Annotated in this window: 12 protein-coding genes and 15 tRNA genes; 4 read left to right on the forward strand and 23 right to left on the reverse strand. The window is 70.0% G+C overall.

The features are described from left to right. Window positions 1-261: 261 nt before the first annotated feature. On the reverse strand, window positions 262-1,833 hold the full coding sequence (locus Apa02nite_RS01535; protein WP_203823485.1) for a DHA2 family efflux MFS transporter permease subunit: 1,572 nt from the start codon (window positions 1,831-1,833) through the stop codon (window positions 262-264). Window positions 1,834-2,031: 198 nt separating this feature from the next. Then, a complete protein-coding gene (locus Apa02nite_RS01540; RefSeq protein ID WP_203823486.1) occupies window positions 2,032-2,631 on the reverse strand; it encodes a CPBP family intramembrane glutamic endopeptidase in 600 nt (199 codons plus the stop codon). A gap of 267 nt (window positions 2,632-2,898) precedes the next feature. On the opposite strand from Apa02nite_RS01540, the gene fusA reads away from it, so the two are divergent. Continuing rightward, a complete protein-coding gene (gene fusA, locus Apa02nite_RS01545) occupies window positions 2,899-4,809 on the forward strand; it encodes an elongation factor G (RefSeq protein ID WP_203823487.1) in 1,911 nt (636 codons plus the stop codon). Window positions 4,810-4,832: 23 nt separating this feature from the next. Here fusA and Apa02nite_RS01550 read toward each other — a convergent pair whose 3' ends face one another. From Apa02nite_RS01550 to Apa02nite_RS01625, 16 genes are all read right to left on the reverse strand, one after another. Next, on the reverse strand, window positions 4,833-5,258 hold the full coding sequence (locus Apa02nite_RS01550; protein ID WP_203823488.1) for a hypothetical protein: 426 nt from the start codon (window positions 5,256-5,258) through the stop codon (window positions 4,833-4,835). 151 nt (window positions 5,259-5,409) lie between these two features. Then, window positions 5,410-5,482 (reverse strand) — tRNA-Arg (locus Apa02nite_RS01555). Window positions 5,483-5,504: 22 nt separating this feature from the next. Continuing rightward, window positions 5,505-5,589 (reverse strand) — tRNA-Ser (locus tag Apa02nite_RS01560). Between the two features lie 18 nt (window positions 5,590-5,607). Next, window positions 5,608-5,682: transfer RNA gene (locus tag Apa02nite_RS01565), tRNA-Glu, on the reverse strand. 11 nt (window positions 5,683-5,693) lie between these two features. Next, a tRNA-Lys gene (locus tag Apa02nite_RS01570) sits at window positions 5,694-5,766 on the reverse strand. Between the two features lie 5 nt (window positions 5,767-5,771). Then, window positions 5,772-5,860, reverse strand: a tRNA-Ser gene (locus tag Apa02nite_RS01575). Between the two features lie 9 nt (window positions 5,861-5,869). Continuing rightward, a tRNA-Pro gene (locus tag Apa02nite_RS01580) sits at window positions 5,870-5,944 on the reverse strand. A 5-nt stretch (window positions 5,945-5,949) separates the two neighbouring features. Continuing rightward, window positions 5,950-6,040, reverse strand: a tRNA-Ser gene (locus Apa02nite_RS01585). A gap of 4 nt (window positions 6,041-6,044) precedes the next feature. Further along, window positions 6,045-6,116, reverse strand: a tRNA-Asp gene (locus tag Apa02nite_RS01590). 13 nt (window positions 6,117-6,129) lie between these two features. Beyond that, window positions 6,130-6,202 (reverse strand) — tRNA-Ala (locus Apa02nite_RS01595). Window positions 6,203-6,207: 5 nt separating this feature from the next. Continuing rightward, window positions 6,208-6,281 (reverse strand) — tRNA-Leu (locus Apa02nite_RS01600). A gap of 11 nt (window positions 6,282-6,292) precedes the next feature. Beyond that, window positions 6,293-6,364 (reverse strand) — tRNA-Gly (locus Apa02nite_RS01605). Between the two features lie 11 nt (window positions 6,365-6,375). Then, window positions 6,376-6,450, reverse strand: a tRNA-Glu gene (locus Apa02nite_RS01610). A 26-nt stretch (window positions 6,451-6,476) separates the two neighbouring features. After that, window positions 6,477-6,549: transfer RNA gene (locus Apa02nite_RS01615), tRNA-Arg, on the reverse strand. A 23-nt stretch (window positions 6,550-6,572) separates the two neighbouring features. After that, window positions 6,573-6,646, reverse strand: a tRNA-Ala gene (locus Apa02nite_RS01620). A gap of 117 nt (window positions 6,647-6,763) precedes the next feature. Further along, window positions 6,764-6,835 (reverse strand) — tRNA-Trp (locus Apa02nite_RS01625). A gap of 856 nt (window positions 6,836-7,691) precedes the next feature. Between Apa02nite_RS01625 and Apa02nite_RS01630 the strand changes: the two genes are divergently transcribed. Both Apa02nite_RS01630 and Apa02nite_RS01635 read left to right on the forward strand, forming a co-directional pair. After that, on the forward strand, window positions 7,692-8,480 hold the full coding sequence (locus tag Apa02nite_RS01630) for a siderophore-interacting protein (RefSeq protein WP_203823489.1): 789 nt from the start codon (window positions 7,692-7,694) through the stop codon (window positions 8,478-8,480). 87 nt (window positions 8,481-8,567) lie between these two features. Next, on the forward strand, window positions 8,568-8,804 hold the full coding sequence (locus Apa02nite_RS01635) for a hypothetical protein (protein WP_067698007.1): 237 nt from the start codon (window positions 8,568-8,570) through the stop codon (window positions 8,802-8,804). A gap of 212 nt (window positions 8,805-9,016) precedes the next feature. Here the strand turns inward: Apa02nite_RS01635 and Apa02nite_RS01640 are convergent, their stop codons facing one another. Next, the gene (locus Apa02nite_RS01640; protein WP_203823490.1) at window positions 9,017-10,450 is read right to left on the reverse strand and encodes an MFS transporter; all 1,434 of its coding nucleotides are present in this window, start codon (window positions 10,448-10,450) and stop codon (window positions 9,017-9,019) included. Between the two features lie 76 nt (window positions 10,451-10,526). On the opposite strand from Apa02nite_RS01640, the gene Apa02nite_RS01645 reads away from it, so the two are divergent. Then, window positions 10,527-11,090, forward strand: a complete 564-nt coding sequence (locus Apa02nite_RS01645) for a TetR/AcrR family transcriptional regulator (protein ID WP_203823491.1) — start codon at window positions 10,527-10,529, stop codon at window positions 11,088-11,090. 33 nt (window positions 11,091-11,123) lie between these two features. On the opposite strand, the gene Apa02nite_RS01650 is transcribed toward Apa02nite_RS01645, so the two are convergent. From Apa02nite_RS01650 to Apa02nite_RS01665, 4 genes are all read right to left on the reverse strand, one after another. Further along, entirely contained in the window at window positions 11,124-12,647 is a 1,524-nt protein-coding gene (locus Apa02nite_RS01650) for a catalase (RefSeq protein ID WP_203823492.1), read from the reverse strand. A 199-nt stretch (window positions 12,648-12,846) separates the two neighbouring features. After that, on the reverse strand, window positions 12,847-13,473 hold the full coding sequence (locus tag Apa02nite_RS01655) for a lysoplasmalogenase family protein (RefSeq protein ID WP_203823493.1): 627 nt from the start codon (window positions 13,471-13,473) through the stop codon (window positions 12,847-12,849). Continuing rightward, window positions 13,470-14,297, reverse strand: a complete 828-nt coding sequence (locus Apa02nite_RS01660; RefSeq protein ID WP_203823494.1) for a sterol desaturase family protein — start codon at window positions 14,295-14,297, stop codon at window positions 13,470-13,472. The genes Apa02nite_RS01655 and Apa02nite_RS01660 overlap by 4 nt, the downstream gene beginning before the upstream one ends. Then, window positions 14,294-15,016, reverse strand: a complete 723-nt coding sequence (locus Apa02nite_RS01665) for a FadR/GntR family transcriptional regulator (protein ID WP_203823495.1) — start codon at window positions 15,014-15,016, stop codon at window positions 14,294-14,296. The genes Apa02nite_RS01660 and Apa02nite_RS01665 overlap by 4 nt, the downstream gene beginning before the upstream one ends. Between the last annotated feature and the right edge of the window lie 7 nt (window positions 15,017-15,023).

Genomic DNA, 15,023 nt, shown 5'->3' on the forward strand with positions numbered 1-15,023 from the left:
ACAACCGGCCCGAGACACCCGTGAGCACCAGCCAAGACACGCGGCGGCTGGCGCTCACGGGTGCCTCAGCAGCGCCGAGACGACCCTGAGCACCAGCCGGGATGTGGGGGCTGGGGCTCAGGGGTGCCTCGAGTGGGCTGAGACGGCCGTCAGTGCCAGCCGGGGTCGCCGCTTGGTGCTGGAACGCGGGAGGGGCGCGGTGGAAACGACGGAGGCGCTCCCGGTGGTCACCGGGAGCGCCTCCGTGGCGGGACGCTGGGGTCAGTGCATGACGATCGGGGCGGCGGGGGTCGCGTCCGGTTCCAGGAGGTTCGGGGCCTGGCGCTGGCGGGGCAGGAAGTATGCCGGGATCAGCGTGGCCAGGGTCAGGGCGAACCCGACCCAGAACGTGGTGGCGAACGAGTCCGCGACGAACTCGAAGCCGCGCTGCAGGACGTCCGGCGGGAGCTGCTCGGCGATCTGCGGGACCTGGTGCGAGGCGATCGCGGCGCCGGCCTCGGTCATCGGCTCGCCGGTGGGCGTGGTGAGGCCGGGGATGACCGCGGAGTCGTTGAGCTGGTTGGTCAGGATCACCGACATCATCGCCGAGCCGACCGAGCCGGCGATCTGCTGCATGATGTTCAGCAGCGTGGAACCGCGGGCCACCTCGTGGTTGGTCAGCGTCTTCAGCGCCGACGTCATGATCGGCATCATGGTGCCGCCCATGCCCAGGCCCATCACGAACAGCGAACCGCACAGCAGTACGTACGACGTGTCCGTGCCCACCTGGGTGAACGTGAAGAAACCGGCCGCGAGCAGCAGCAGCGCGAACGGCACCGTCCGGCCGATCGGGATCTTGTCGGCCAGCACACCGGCGATCGGCATGGTGACCATCGCGCCGATGCCCTGCGGGGCCATCAGCAGACCGGCGTGCAGCGTGGACTCGCCGCGCACCTGCAGGAAATAGCTCGGGAAGAGCAGCCCGGCGCCCATGAACGCGATCGTGAAGACCGCCAGGGTGACCGTCGAGACGGTGAGGTTCCGGTTCGTGAACAGGCGCAGGTCGAGCAGCGGGTGCTTCGGCTTGAACGAGTAGAACACGAACCCGATCACCAGCAGGCCACCGAGCAGCATCGGCAGCCACACCTTGGTGGCCGAGAAGCTACCCGCCTCGGGCAGCGAGGAGACGCCGTACAGGAAGGAGGCCAGGCCCGGGGAGAGCATCAGCATGCCGAGGAAGTCGAACGACTCGGACGGTTCCGGGTTGTCCTTCTCCAGCGCGAACCACGCGTAGACCAGCGCGATCGCGCCGATCGGCACGTTGATCAGGAAGATCCAGTGCCAGCTGGCCACGTCGATCAGCCAGCCGCCGAGGATCGGGCCGCCGATCGGGCCGAGCAGCATCGGGATGCCGAGCACGGCCATCAGCCGGCCGATCCGCTCCGGTCCGGCCGCCCGCGTCATGATCGTCATGCCGAGCGGCATCAGCATGCCGCCGCCCAGGCCCTGGAGCACCCGATAGCCGACCAGCTGGCCGATCGTGTCGGCGGTGGCGCACAGCACCGAGCCGACGGTGAACAGCACCAGCGCGGTCATGTAGAGCCGCTTGGTGCCGAACCGGTCGGCCGCCCACCCGGTCAGCGGGATGACCGTGGCCAGGGCCAGCGTGTAGCCGGTCATGGTCCAGGCGACCTCGGCATACGTGGCGCCGAACGTGGACTGGAAGGTGGGCAGCGCGACGCTGACCACGGTGACGTCGAGAATCGACATGATCGCGCCGAGGACCACGACCCCGGCGATTTTCAGAACGGCGGCGTCGAGTTTGGCCGGCGCAGCCTGGGCTTGGCTACTCAAAGGAAACTCCAAAGACCGCGTGGACCCACGCGGCGAGATCGTCGGGCGAATCGGACGGGCTCAGCCCCCTGGGCCCGCCGTGTCACGGCGTGAGCGTAACGAACCGAAAGCCCGGCTCACCTCCCCATTATCCGGCTCCGGACTGTGGCGCTCCCCACTGATCACCTGTTCCGGCGACCCCCGATCGCGGTGCCCGGATCACGGCGCGCAGGCGTCACTCGCGTCCCGGCGCGACCGCGCCACCCGGGCCGCGGCAAGCACGCCGATCCCGTCCGCGGCCCAGTGCGCCAGCACCGGTGTCAGCAGCCCGCCACTCAGGCCACGCAGGACGCCGAGCAGCACACCCGCCACACCGGTGGCCAGCGCGTCCGTCCACGGCCGGGCCGGGCCCAGGTGCCAGAGTCCGAACAGCACCGCGGTCACCCCGGTCGCCCAGGCCGTGCCGTGCTCCCGGCTGATCAGCGCCCAGAGCACGCCACGGAACGCGACCTCCTCGAAGACGACGGTGGCCAGCGGTACCGCGACGAGCGCGGTGTACCAGGGGCGGGGGTAGTCGGTGCGGAAGAATCGGCGCGCCACCGGGAGCCGCACCGCGATCGCGTACCCGAGGGTGATGGCCGCGACCGCGCTCACGCCGTACCAAAAACCGGCGGTCGTCAGCCCGAGCTCACCGGGAGGGAAGCCGGAGACCGCGACCAGAAAGATCGCGGCCAGCGGCCCGGTGATCGGCTGAGTCCAGGCGGGGCCGCGGACGGTCCAGAGCCGGACCACGCCCATGATCACGAGGACCGGCAGCATCCCCTCACGGTAAATCGCTCGACCCCGATCCACGAGCTCCGTATCTTCGACGGAGATCGCACGAAAAAGGCGACAGCGACAGCGACGGAAGGGGAGCCCGATCATGCGGACCCCCGTGTCGCGTTTCGACCTGATCCTCTTCAGTGGTGTGCCCGGTTCCGGCCGCGCCACCGGGACTGGCCGTACCTGATCGCCTGAGCAGCTCCGATGCCGGCGGTCAGGCGGGCGCACGCCCTCGACCGATCGACATCGAAAGTACGAGCCATCATGCGTGTCCGCAATCTCGGCATCCTCGCGCACGTCGACGCCGGCAAGACCACGTTGACCGAACGCATCCTCTACGTCACCGGCGCCACCCACAAGCGCGGCGAGGTGCACGACGGCACCACCATCACCGACTTCGACCAGCAGGAACGCGACCGCGGCATCACCATCTTCGCGGCCGCGGTGACCTGCGACTGGGCCGAGCACCGGTTGAACCTGATCGACACTCCCGGACACGTGGACTTCTCCGACGAGGTGGAGCGGTCGCTGCGGGTCCTCGACGGGGCGGTCGCGGTGTTCGACGGCGTGGCCGGGGTGGAGCCGCAGTCCGAAGCGGTGTGGCGGGCGGCCGATCGTTATCAGGTGCCGCGGATCGCGTTCGTGAACAAGCTGGATCGGGCCGGTGCGTCGTTGTCGGCGGCGGTCGCGTCGATCGCGGATCGGTTGGAGGTCGTGCCGCTGCTCGTCCAGCTTCCGCTGGGTGCGGAGTGCGCGTTCCGTGGTGTCGTCGATCTTGTCGGCATGCGGGCCCTGACCTGGAACAACGGCGAAATGTCCGAAAGTTCGGACATTTCGGAAGAGGCCCGCGCCGGGCGCCGTCACCTCGAGGAACAGGTCGCCGCATTGCACCCCGCGGCCCTGGAGGAATTGGGGGATATCTCGGACGCGACCCTCCGCCGCGCCCTCCGAGACCTGACCCTTTCCGGTCAGGCGGTTGTCGTGCTCTGCGGCTCCGCCTATCGCGACAAAGGCATCGAGCCGCTGCTCGACGCCATCGTCGACTACCTGCCGGCCCCGACCGGCAACGCGGAGCAGGACCTGGCCGCGCTGGTCTTCAAGGTGCACACCGCGCGCACCGGCCGGCTCACCTACCTGCGCGTCTATGAAGGCACGCTCACGAAGGGAGACACCGTGTGGGACGCGGGCGCGGGCCGTACCGAACGCATCGCCCGCATCCTGCGGGTCCAGGCCGACCGGCACACCGAGATCGACCGGGCGACCGCCGGTGACATCGTCGCCGTCGCCGGGGTGAAGGCCGCCCAGGTCGGCACGACGCTGGCCACCCGGCGCAACCCGGTACTGCTGGAGGCCGCGCGGATCACCGATCCGCTGGTCTCGGTCGCGGTCGAGGCGCGGTCGCGTCCCGACGCGCTGCGACTGCCGCGAGCCCTGGCCGCGCTGGCCGAGGAGGACCCCTCCTTGACCGTACGCATGGACGCCGAAACCGGTCAGACCCTGCTGTCCGGACTGGGCGAGCTGCACCTGGAGGTGGCCGTGGAGAAGCTCCGTCAGCGCACCGGCCTGGCGGTGACCATGGGCCGTCCCCAGGTGGCGTACCGGGAGACCGTCCGGCACGGCGTGACCGGCCTGCTCTACCGGCACCTCAAGCAGGACGGCGGCTCCGGCCAGTACGCGCACGTCGTGCTGGCCGTGGCGCCCGGCGACGGCTTCACCTTCGCCTCGACGGTGACCGGTGGCCGGGTCCCGGCCGAGTACGTCCGTGCGGTCGAGGCCGGCTGCCGGGAGACGCTCGCCGAGGGCCCGCTCGGCGGTCACCCGGTGGTCGGGCTGCGGGTCACGCTGACCGACGGGCAGACCCACCCGAAGGACTCGTCCGAGATGGCGTTCCGCGCGGCCGGCCGGTTCGGCCTGCGCACAGCGCTGCGCGCCTGCGTCATGGAACTGCTCGAACCGGTCGCGGAGGTCACGGTCAGCGCTCCGTCGGAGACGCTGGGCGCGGTCCTCGGTGACCTCGCGGCCCGGCGCGGCCAGGTCACCGACTCCGGGGTACGGGCGGTGACGGCGGTCGTGCCGCTCGCCGAGCTGTTCGGCTACTCGACGCAGCTGCTCAGCCGCACCCACGGCCGCGGCACGTTCACCAGCCGCCCCGCGGGCTACCGTCCGGCGGCCTGACTAAACGGCGGGCCCGATGCTCATCATCGGGCCCGCCTCACGCCTCCCGTGGTGACCGGCGGTGACGTGGGTCCGAGACGCAGCTCGGTGCGGGACGGCTCGACCGGCAGCGCCGCGGCACCGGCACCGGATTTCGGCAGCGGACGGCGGGGCTGGACCCGCCCGGAACTGCCACCCCGGCCCGGATAGATCAGCAGCCCGTTCACCGGGTCGGGCACCGCGTCGAGCGCGGCACGCACGCCGGCCAGGTCACGGAAGCCGGTGAACTGCTCGTCGGTGCGGAACCCGATCTCGAAGAGCACACCCCAGGTGTGCCGATGCCACGCCCAGTCGTAGGCCCCGTGCGTCACGGCGGCCTCGACGAGCGCGTTCCCATACGAATCCTGCCAGCGGGCGGCGGACTGCCGCGGCCCGTCGAATACTTCGATCGACCACCAGCGCAGCTCCATGCGCCCCAGCGTACGACTGTTCCGCACCCGTTCATGGGCCAACTTCATCGGTCGCAGGCCCCGGTGTCGAACCGGGCGGGCCACCCTTATGAGGGGCGGCTGAGAACCCGACGCTCGCCTGCGGTCTCCCCACAGTGGATGGCCCACATCGTGCCCCCGGCTGGACTCGAACCAGCGACCCCGGCGCTCGGAACGCCGTGCTCTCTCCACTGAGCTACGAAGGCGGAACTGTCGTGCTGACCGACGCGGAGGAGGTGGGATTCGAACCCACGGGCCTCTCACGAGGCCACGCCGATTCCAGCGGCGTTTCCGAAGCCAGGCCGGCTCCCCCATTTTGTACGACGTGAAGCAGCGCGGACGGGATTCGAACCCGCACATGCCCTGGGTGAAAACCAGGTGACTCTCCCTATTCGTCCACCGCGCCAAGCCTTTCCGTGCGCCGCCGGGGACTCGAACCCCGAACCCACTGATTAAGAGTCAGTAGCTCTACCCATTGAGCTAGCGGCGCATGAACGGAGACGATGGGAATCGAACCCATACGGGATATCACTACCCCCAACCGCTTTCGAGGCGGCGGCCGGCGCCCATCGGCTGGCGTCTCCATGTTCACGTCGGGATGGCGGGATTCGAACCCGCGGCCCCCGGTTCCCGAAACCGGTGCGCTGACCAAGCTGCGCCACATCCCGTGGAGCGGAGAGTGAGAGATTCGAACTCTCGGTACGGGTCGTGACCCGCACTACGGATTAGCAATCCGCCGCCTTAGGCCGCTCGGCCAACTCTCCACCGCGCCCCGTACCGGGATCGAACCGGCGACCTCGCGCTCGACAGGCGCTTGCTCTCCCACTGAGCTAACAGGGCTGGCATAAAAACGTGGACCCGGCCGGATTCGAACCGGCCGCCTCCGCTGTGCGAGAGCGGCGCTCTACCAACTGAGCTACGAGCCCATACGTACCCGGAGCGCGATTCGAACGCGCACTGCCACCGTTCTGAGCGGTGTGCCTCCTGCCATTGGGCTACCCGGGCCTGCTGTGTCGAGTGGCTACCGGGATTCGAACCCGGAACCTCCGCCATGGCGAGGCGGCGCTCTACCGTTGAGCTACAACCACATTTTCCTGCGTCGCCCGTCCGGGGGTCGAACCCGGTCCTCCGGATTGAGAGTCCGGTGGTCTGACCTTCCGCAACCTCACGGGCGCATTCTTCGGGTGGCTGCCCGAAACGTGTCCCCGGAGAGATTCGAACTCCCGACCCCCGGATCCGTAATCCGGTGCTCTTTCCGCTGAGCTACGAAGACGTGATCCCCTGATCGGGATCGCGTGGACCTGGGCGGATTCGAACCGCCGACCCCCGGTCTGCCGAACCGGTGCGCTACCAGACTGCGCCACAAGCCCATCGTTTCCCCGGCCACCGGCGGCGATGCTGCCGGTGGCCGGGACGTACAAAGATATGTGCCATCCACTGTGGAGTTATCAAGGATCGTGACCGCCGGTTTCCACCGCGGTCGGATGCACGGGCGGCAGGATTCGAACCCGCACCTGACAGATTTGGAGGCTGCCGCTCTACCGTTGAGCTACACCCGTAGGAGAAACAGAAAACCGCCCGGTCCCGGATCGGGAGGGCGGCTGAACGTCGCTAGCTGGAAAGCTAGCGTCGCCACCGTCCCGTGTCGCGCTTCGGTTCGCCGAGAGCCAGAACGTCGCTGCTCAGGGCCCGCGGACTGGCGGCCAGGGATCGACCGGACCGTGCCATGACAGCCGCACCGCGCGGCTCAGGCCGCTGCGACATGATCGAAATCTGCCACTGCATGATCGGTTTCCCCTTCCCTGATCAGTGCTTTCCGTTCGCCCCGACTGCCTCGGTGGTGATGACTACGTTAGGCCCACTCCCCAAGACCGACAACGCATTTATTCGAGCAATTCTCGAGCCCACCACCCGCCGAGCTGGGCCCGATGCCGCTCAGCCCATCTTGATCTCGGTGGGGCCCTGCGGCCGTGGAATGGCGTCCGATGTGTTCGGGTGCGGGTGGGCGGGGGCGGCAGGAGTCCGCGCTCGGCGCTGAAGGGGCGGTGGAAGACCGCGCTCGGCGCTGAAGGGGCGGCGGAAGACCGCGCTCGGCACTGAAGGGGCGGCGGAAGACCGCGCTCGGCGCTGAAGGGGCGGCTGGGGTCCGCGGTGGGCCGGGTTCGGGGGTGGTGGCGGTCCGCGGTCGGGTGGTGCGTGCGGCTAGCGCCCCCAGGCGGGCGGCAGACGCACGCGATCCGGCAGCGCGGACTCTCACCGCCCTACCCCGGACCGACGGGCGCGGGAGGCGAGAGGCGGGCACTGGAGCGAGGGGAAGTTAGGCTAGCCTAAGCAACTCGCGATGGTGGTCGAGAGGGTTGCGCAGTGAGTGAGTCACGCCTTCGGCAGCGGAAGCCGGTCGATCCGCATGTTCTGATGCTGGAGGTCACCGGGCAGCGCCGGGTGTCGCCGACCGTCGTCCGGGTCACGCTGGGTGGTGACGGGCTCGAGAGGTTCACGCCGCTCGGTTTCGACCAGTGGTTCCGGCTGTTCCTGCCGCGGGAGGGGCAGGAGACGCTGCGGCTGCCGACCCGGACGTCGAGCCTGTGGTACGCGCAGTACCTGGCCACGCCGAAGGCGAAGCGGCCGTGGGTGCGCAACTACACGGTGCGGGCGTTCGCGGACGGGCGGCTCGACGTGGACTTCGTCATTCACACCGACGCGGACGGGCGGTGCGGGCCGGCGACCGCGTTCGCCCTGAACGCGAAGCCCGGCGACCAGGTCGGTCTGCTCGATCAGGGCACCAGCTACCACCCCCGAAGCGGGAACCCCCGCACCGAACCCGACTGGACGCTGCTGGTCGCCGATGAGACCGGGCTGCCGGCGGTCGCCGGGATCTGCGGCTCGCTGCCGGCCGACGCCCGCGGTCTGGCCATCGTGGAGATCCCGGTGGCGGCCGACGCGCAGGAGTTCGCCGTGCCGGCCGGGGTCACGGTGCGCTGGGTGGCGCGGGACGAGGCGGGCGCGGAGCACGCGGTGCCGGGCGGGCTGGCGCTGAGCGCGCTGCGGGATTCCACGCTGCCGGACGGCGCGGGCTATGCCTACCTGGTCGGCGAGTCCGCCCTGGCGACCGGTGCGCGGCGATTCTTGATCGAGGAGCGCGGCTTCACCAAGCACCAGGTGGACTTCGTCGGCTACTGGCGGCACGGGCACGGCTACGTGTGAGCCGATCAACGCGGCGCGGGCACGGCTATTCGCCACGCGGCGCGGGCACGGCGGCTATTTGCCGGCGGAACGGGTATGTAGACGGGCATGAGTGATCTTGAGCCGGAGAGCTTCGCCGAGTTCGTGACCAGCGACGGCCCCGGGTCGGCGGATGTCGACGAGCAGCCGGTCGGCCCGCTGCCCGCCGACAAGGAGCCGCAGGGGCCACAGGACGTGCAGGAGCCGCCGGCCACCGACGACGAGCTGGAGGCCCGGCCCGGCTCGGAGAGCGACGTGGTCGAGCGCGGCACCGAGGACGAGCCGGACGAGGAGAACTACCGCTAGCCGACGAAAGAGAGCCGGGCCCGGTCAGCTGACGGGGCCCGGCTCTGACGCTCTGACCGCGACCACCCGCGGACATCGCCCCGGAGGGTTTTGCGTTATGGACGCGCCAGCGGCCAGCGAAACCCGGAGGGGTCCCGGCGGGAGCGACGATCTGTACCCCGGCGGACGCACGACATCAAGAATTTGATCTTGCGTTGAACCGCAACAGAACCTCAGACCTCGACCGGGCTGAGCTCCGGCAGGGCCACCGGTGTCGATGCGACCTCGGGCTTGCGGCCGGCCGGGACCAGCAGCGCGACCGCGAACGCCGCAGCGCTGGCCACCGCGAGCAGCAGGAACGCCTCGGTGTAACCCGATTCCGCGGGCAGGCCGCCGGCGCCGGGGTGTCCGGTCACGACCGAGCTGACCACCGCCGTGCCGATCGACGCGCCGATGGTGCGGATGTTGGTGTTCATGCCGCTCGCCGCGCCGGTCTGGTGACGCGGCACGCTCTGCACGATCAGGTTGATCATCGAGGAGTAGAGCAGGCCGAGTCCGATACCGAACAGCGCGCCGGTGAGCGCGACGATCGCCCGGCTGTCGTGGAGCAGCGCGAGGCTCAAGCAGGCGATCGTGCCGAGGCCGGCGCCCCAGAGCAGCTGGGCCTTGTTGCTGACCCAGCGGGTCAGCGGGCCGCTGAGCGAGCCGAACACCGCCATGGCCACCATCATCGGCAGCATCAGCAGGCCGGCGGTGGTCACCGAGGCGCCGAAGCCGTAGCCGGTGCTCGCCGGGACCTGCATGAGCTGCGGCAGGAACGCGAAGACGCCGAACATCGCGGCACCGAAGAGCAGCGACACCAGGTTGGTGGTCCAGACCGCGGGCAGGCGCATCATCCGCATGTCGATCAGGGGTTCGGTGGACCGGAGCTCGGCCACCATCCAGGCCGCGAACATCACGACCGCGAGGATCAACAACCCGACGGTACGACCGGAGCCCCAGCCCCAGGTCGCACCCTTGCTGAGCGGCAGCAGCAGCGCGACCAGCCAGCCGGCCAGCAACGTCGCGGAGAACCAGTTGATCCGGCCCTTGACCCCGGCCGGCGACGGCGGAACGACCCGCCAGGCGAGCACCGCGACGGCGGTCACCGCGATCATCGGGATCCAGAACAGCCAGCGCCAGTCGAGCACGCCGACGATCGGGCCGGCCAGCACGATGCCGAGGCCGGAGCCGCTGGCGATGACCGCGGCCAGGATGCCGATCGCGGAGCCGACCCGCTCGGGCGGGTAGACGTCGCGGATGATGCCGAAGGAGACCGGGAAGACGGCGGCGCCGAGGCCCTGCACGACGCGGGCGATGATCAGCACGGTCACGTTCGGGGCGACCGCGGCGAGCAGGCAGCCCAGCGCGATGGCGCCGAGCGCGACCAGCAGCGTCCGGTCCTTGCCGATCATGTCGGCGATCCGGCCCATCAGCGGGGTGGCGACCGAGGCGGAGAGCAGCCAGGCGGTGAGCACCCAGGTGACCGTGCCGGTGGTGGTGTGCAGGTCCTGCTGGATGGTGGGCAGCACCGGGGTCACCAGGGACTGCATGAGGGCGAACGCGGCGGCGGCCGCGGCCAGCACGGAGAAGGTGACGCGCGGGGTCGCCTGGTAAAGTCGAGGCATGCCTCCAGATTAGCGGAGGGGTGCCTCCGGTTAGCAAGCCGATTACCGCCGGGGGTGATGTGAGGAGGGTCTCCCCATGCAGGATGTGCCGGTTTCGGTGCGCCGCCCCCAACGGGCCGACGCGCGCCGCAACTTCGACGCGCTGCTCGCCGCCGCGCGCGAGATCTTCGCGGAGAGCAGCACCGACGCGTCGCTCGAGGAGATCGCCCGGCGGGCCGGGGTGGGCATCGGCACGCTGTACCGCAACTTCCCGACCCGGCGTGACCTGTTCGAGGCGGTCTACGTCGAGGAGATCAACCAGCTGAGCGTCGTCGCCGAGACGGTCGCCGACCTGCCGCCGTGGGAGGCGCTGCGGGCCTGGCTGGACCGTTTCGTGGGCTACGTGGTCACCAAACGCGCCGTGATGGACGCGCTGAACCGTGACTCCGAGCTGTTCACGTCGTGCCGGGTCGCGATGTACCGGGCCGGCGAGCCGCTGCTGGAGCGGGCCCGGGCGGCCGGCGAGGTGCGCCCGGACGCGAGCTTCGACGACGTGCTGCGGATGATCTCCGGGCTGGTCTCCGGCGCGTTCGTCGACGAGGCCCAGCGCGACCGGGTGCTGGCCTTCGCCCTGGACGGGATACGCAACCGCCCCCGGTGACTCCCGGGGGCGGCGCGGTGGCCGGACGAGAAATCAGGCCTTGTCCTGGGCGGCGGACCGGGCCGGGTTCGCCTGCTGGGCGGCCTTGGGGTCCTTCTCGTGCTGCTTGGCGCGCACGCCGGCCTCGATCCGGTCGCCGAGGCTCTTGTCGACCTGGTGCCAGTACTCGAACGCGCGCAGCAGGATCGGCTCGCTGACGCCGTTGAGCAGGTGACCGACGATGTTGGTGACCAGCCGGTCGCGTTCCGCGTCGTTGAGCACGTCGCGGACCAGGGTGCCGGGCTGGCCCCAGTCGTCGTCCTGGGCGTGCGGGGTGGCCGCGGACCGGACCATCTCGCCGTCGGCGTACCACTTGCCGCCGTCGTCGGTCAGCGCCGGGTTGGCCTGCGGGCCGCCGTACGAGTTCGGCGCGTACACCGGATCGGTCACGTTCCGGATCCGCATCGCGCCGTCCTTGGAGTACGAGTGCGTCTCCACCTTCGGCGAGTTCACCGGGATCTGCTTGTAGTTGACGCCGAGCCGGGCCCGGTGCGCGTCGGAGTAGCTGAACCCGCGCGCCAGCAGCATCTTGTCCGGTGACAGCCCGGTGCCGGGCACCACGTTGTTCGGTTCGAACGCGGCCTGTTCCATCTCGGTGTGGTAGTCGGTGACGTTGCGGTTCAGGGTCAGCTTGCCGACCTCCCGCAGCGGGTAGTCGCCGTGCGGCCACACCTTGGTCAGGTCGAACGGGTTGAACCGGTACGTCTTCGCGTCCTCGAACGGCATCACCTGCACGTGCAGCGTCCAGCTCGGGAACTCCCCGCCGGCGATGTGGTCGAACAGGTCGCGCTGGTGGTAGTCGGTGTCCATGGCCGCCATCTGGTCACCCTCGTCCTGGGTGAACGTCTCGACGCCCTGGTCGGTCTTGAAGTGGTACTTCACCCAGTGGCGCTCGCCCTGCGCGTTGATCCACAGGTAGGTGTGGCTGCCGTAGCCGTTCATGTGCCGCCAGGTGCGCGGAATGCCGCGGTCACCCATCAGCCAGGTGACCTGGTGGGCGGACTCCGGTGACAGCGTCCAGAAGTCCCACTGCATGTCGTGGTCACGCAGGTTGTTGTCGGCGCGGCGCTTCTGCGACCGGATGAAGTGCTGGAACTTCATCGGGTCCTTGATGAAGAAGACCGGCGTGTTGTTGCCGACGATGTCCAGGTTGCCGTCGGTGGTGTAGAACTTCACCGCGAAACCGCGCGGGTCCCGCCAGGTGTCCGGGCTGCCCCGCTCGCCGGCGACGGTGGAGAACCGGATCAGCGTCTCGGTCTCGGCGCCGGGCTGGAACACCGCGGCCCGGGTCAGGGCGCTCACGTCCTGGGTGACCTGGAAGGTGCCGAACGCGCCGCCGCCCTTGGCGTGCGGCTGGCGCTCCGGGATCCGCTCCCGGTTGAAGTTGGCCATCTGCTCGATCAGGTAGTGGTCCTGCAGCAGCAGCGGGCCGTCCGGTCCGACGGTGAGCGAGTGTTCGTCGCTGGCGACCGGAATGCCGGCGTCCGTAGTGGTCGGCGGGCGTTCTGATGGGCTCACGAGAAGAACCTCCCTTTCCTGAACAGGGGATACCCGGTCTCAGCACGCTAAACCTTGATCTGGAACAGCTCCAGTTCAGTGCACGGGCGGCGTCAGTCGACGACGAAGGACGGCGAGGTGACCTGCGGCGAGGCGGTCGCCGGCGGCGGTCGCGGCGTGGGCCGGTGCCGGGGCGGCCAGCGCCCCCGCAACCAGAACGCTACCGAGCAGGACTCGACATCTCATGACTGTCGAGTCGGTGCGCCGGGCCCGGAACTGAGCCGGTGACGATCAGGGCGAGCGCCGCCGCGTACGTGGTCATCACCAGCACCCCGGCGGCGGGCAGCTCGATCCCGGCCGCGCCCGCGCCGATCATCAGGTCGGAGAGCAGGAACAACGCGCCACCGGCCGCGGTGCGCCGGGAGACCCCGGTGGCCGCGGCCGCCATCGCGGTCAGCGCCAGGCTGTAGACCAGCACCGGCACCCGCAGGTCACCGAGGCGACTCCACAGCAGCGCGTTGACCCCGGCCCAGAGCACCGCGTAGGCCAGCACGGCGGCCAGCGGCGGCCGGGCGCGCTTGAGGAACGCGGTGAGCAGGCAGAGCTGGGTGCCGAGGAAGAAACCCATCCCGGCCAGGAAAGCCGGGGTGCCCGGGATCAGCAGTGCGATGTCGCCGAGCGTGGCGAGGACCAGCGCCGCGGCCAGACTTTTGTCAGCTTTTTTATAGATGTGAAGGAGCAAAAGGGGCGCCAGGAGCGGCTTCGTGATCCATTGCAGGGCGGTCCAGTCCAGCGCGACCGCGGCCACCTCGATGATCGCGACGGCGGCAAAGAGCGTGATCCTCACGTGGCGGGCTGCCAGCCCGGGCGGCCGAACACGTAACCGAGGCGGGCCCGCCAGCTCGTCGCGGTGCGCAGGTCCCGCCAGATCGCGTGGTACTCGTGCGTCGCCACCCGCAGCGGGTTGTAGGTGCTGATATTGCTGGTCAGGCCGTACCTGACCTTCTCGCCCTCGGGTTCGAAGGAGCGGAACAGCCGGTCCCAGACGATCAGGATGCCGCCGTAGTTGCGGTCCAGGTAGGGGTCGTTCGAGCCGTGGTGCACCCGGTGGTGCGACGGGGTGTTGAGGAACCACTCGACCGGCCTGGGCAGACGGTCGATCCGCTCGGTGTGCAGGAAGAACTGGTACGCCAGGCTGATCGACTGCTGCAGGAAGATCATCCACGGCGGCATCCCGAGCAGCGCCAGGGGCAGCCAGAACGGCAGCGAGGTCATCGGGGTCCAGCTCTGCCGCAGCGCGGTGGACAGGTTGTAGAACTGACTGGAGTGGTGCACCACGTGACTGGCCCAGAGCACCCGGACCTCGTGGTGCAGCCGGTGGAACCAGTAGTAGGCCAGGTCGTCGGCGAAGAACAGCAGCACCCAGACCCACCAGTGGCTCGGGTCCAGCTTGAACGGGCTGAGCACGTACAGCCCGGCGTACAGCACCGCGGTGAACAGCTTCCACGGCACGCCGATCACCTGGCTGCCGGCACCCATCGACAGGCTGGTGGCGGTGTCGCGGGCCTCGTACCCGCGCTCCTCGTCGTCCGGCAGGAACCGGTAGGACAGCACCTCCATCACGATGAGCAGCAGGAACGCCGGGACGGCGTAGAGCACGGCGGGGATCATCGCTGCTCCTTGTCGATCAGGGCGGTGTCGCTGCCGAGGGGCGCGGTGAGCAGGCCGCGCGCGGCCCGCTCGGCCTCGGCGGCCGCGCCGGCCGAGATCAGGGCGGCCAGCCTGCGGTGGGCGGTGACGTTCAAGAGCTCTTCGGTACGACGGTGAGCCGGCACGTGACCGACCGCGAGCGTCCCGGCGGTGAGGCTGTTGAACGCCAGCAGGTACGCGATGTTGCCGGAGCCCTCGACGATCCGCCGCCACAGGGCGAGGTCGGCCACCGCCATCGCGGCCAGGTCCGGTGCCGCGTCCGCGTACGCCTCGGCCGCCTCGAGGATCGCGTCCCGGGCCGGGCGGGTGGCCCGCTCGGCGGCGAGCCGGGCGGCGTCCGCGCCGATGCAGGCCCGCATCTCGAGCACGTCGCGCGCCAGGGTCTCGACCGGCAGCACGTCCTCGGCGGTGGTCAGGGTCATGGCCAGGTCCAGCCCGGCGGTGGCCCGCCAGTCCAGCACCCGGGTGGCGCCGCCCTGACTGACCCGGACCAGGCCGAGCTGCTGCAGCCGGCGCAGCGCCTCGCGGATCGCGTGCCGGTTCACCGCGAAGCCGGCGGCCAGCTCCCGTTCGCTGGGCAGCGGGTCACCGGCCGGGTAGGCGCCGCCGACGATGGCGTCGCGGAGCCGGCCGAACACGTGGTCGGAGACGGAGAGCCGGGGTGCGGGATCGAAATCCATGCGCGGC

The sequence above is a fragment of the Actinoplanes palleronii genome (assembly GCF_016862315.1).
GTDB classification, from domain to species: Bacteria; Actinomycetota; Actinomycetes; order Mycobacteriales; family Micromonosporaceae; genus Actinoplanes; species Actinoplanes palleronii.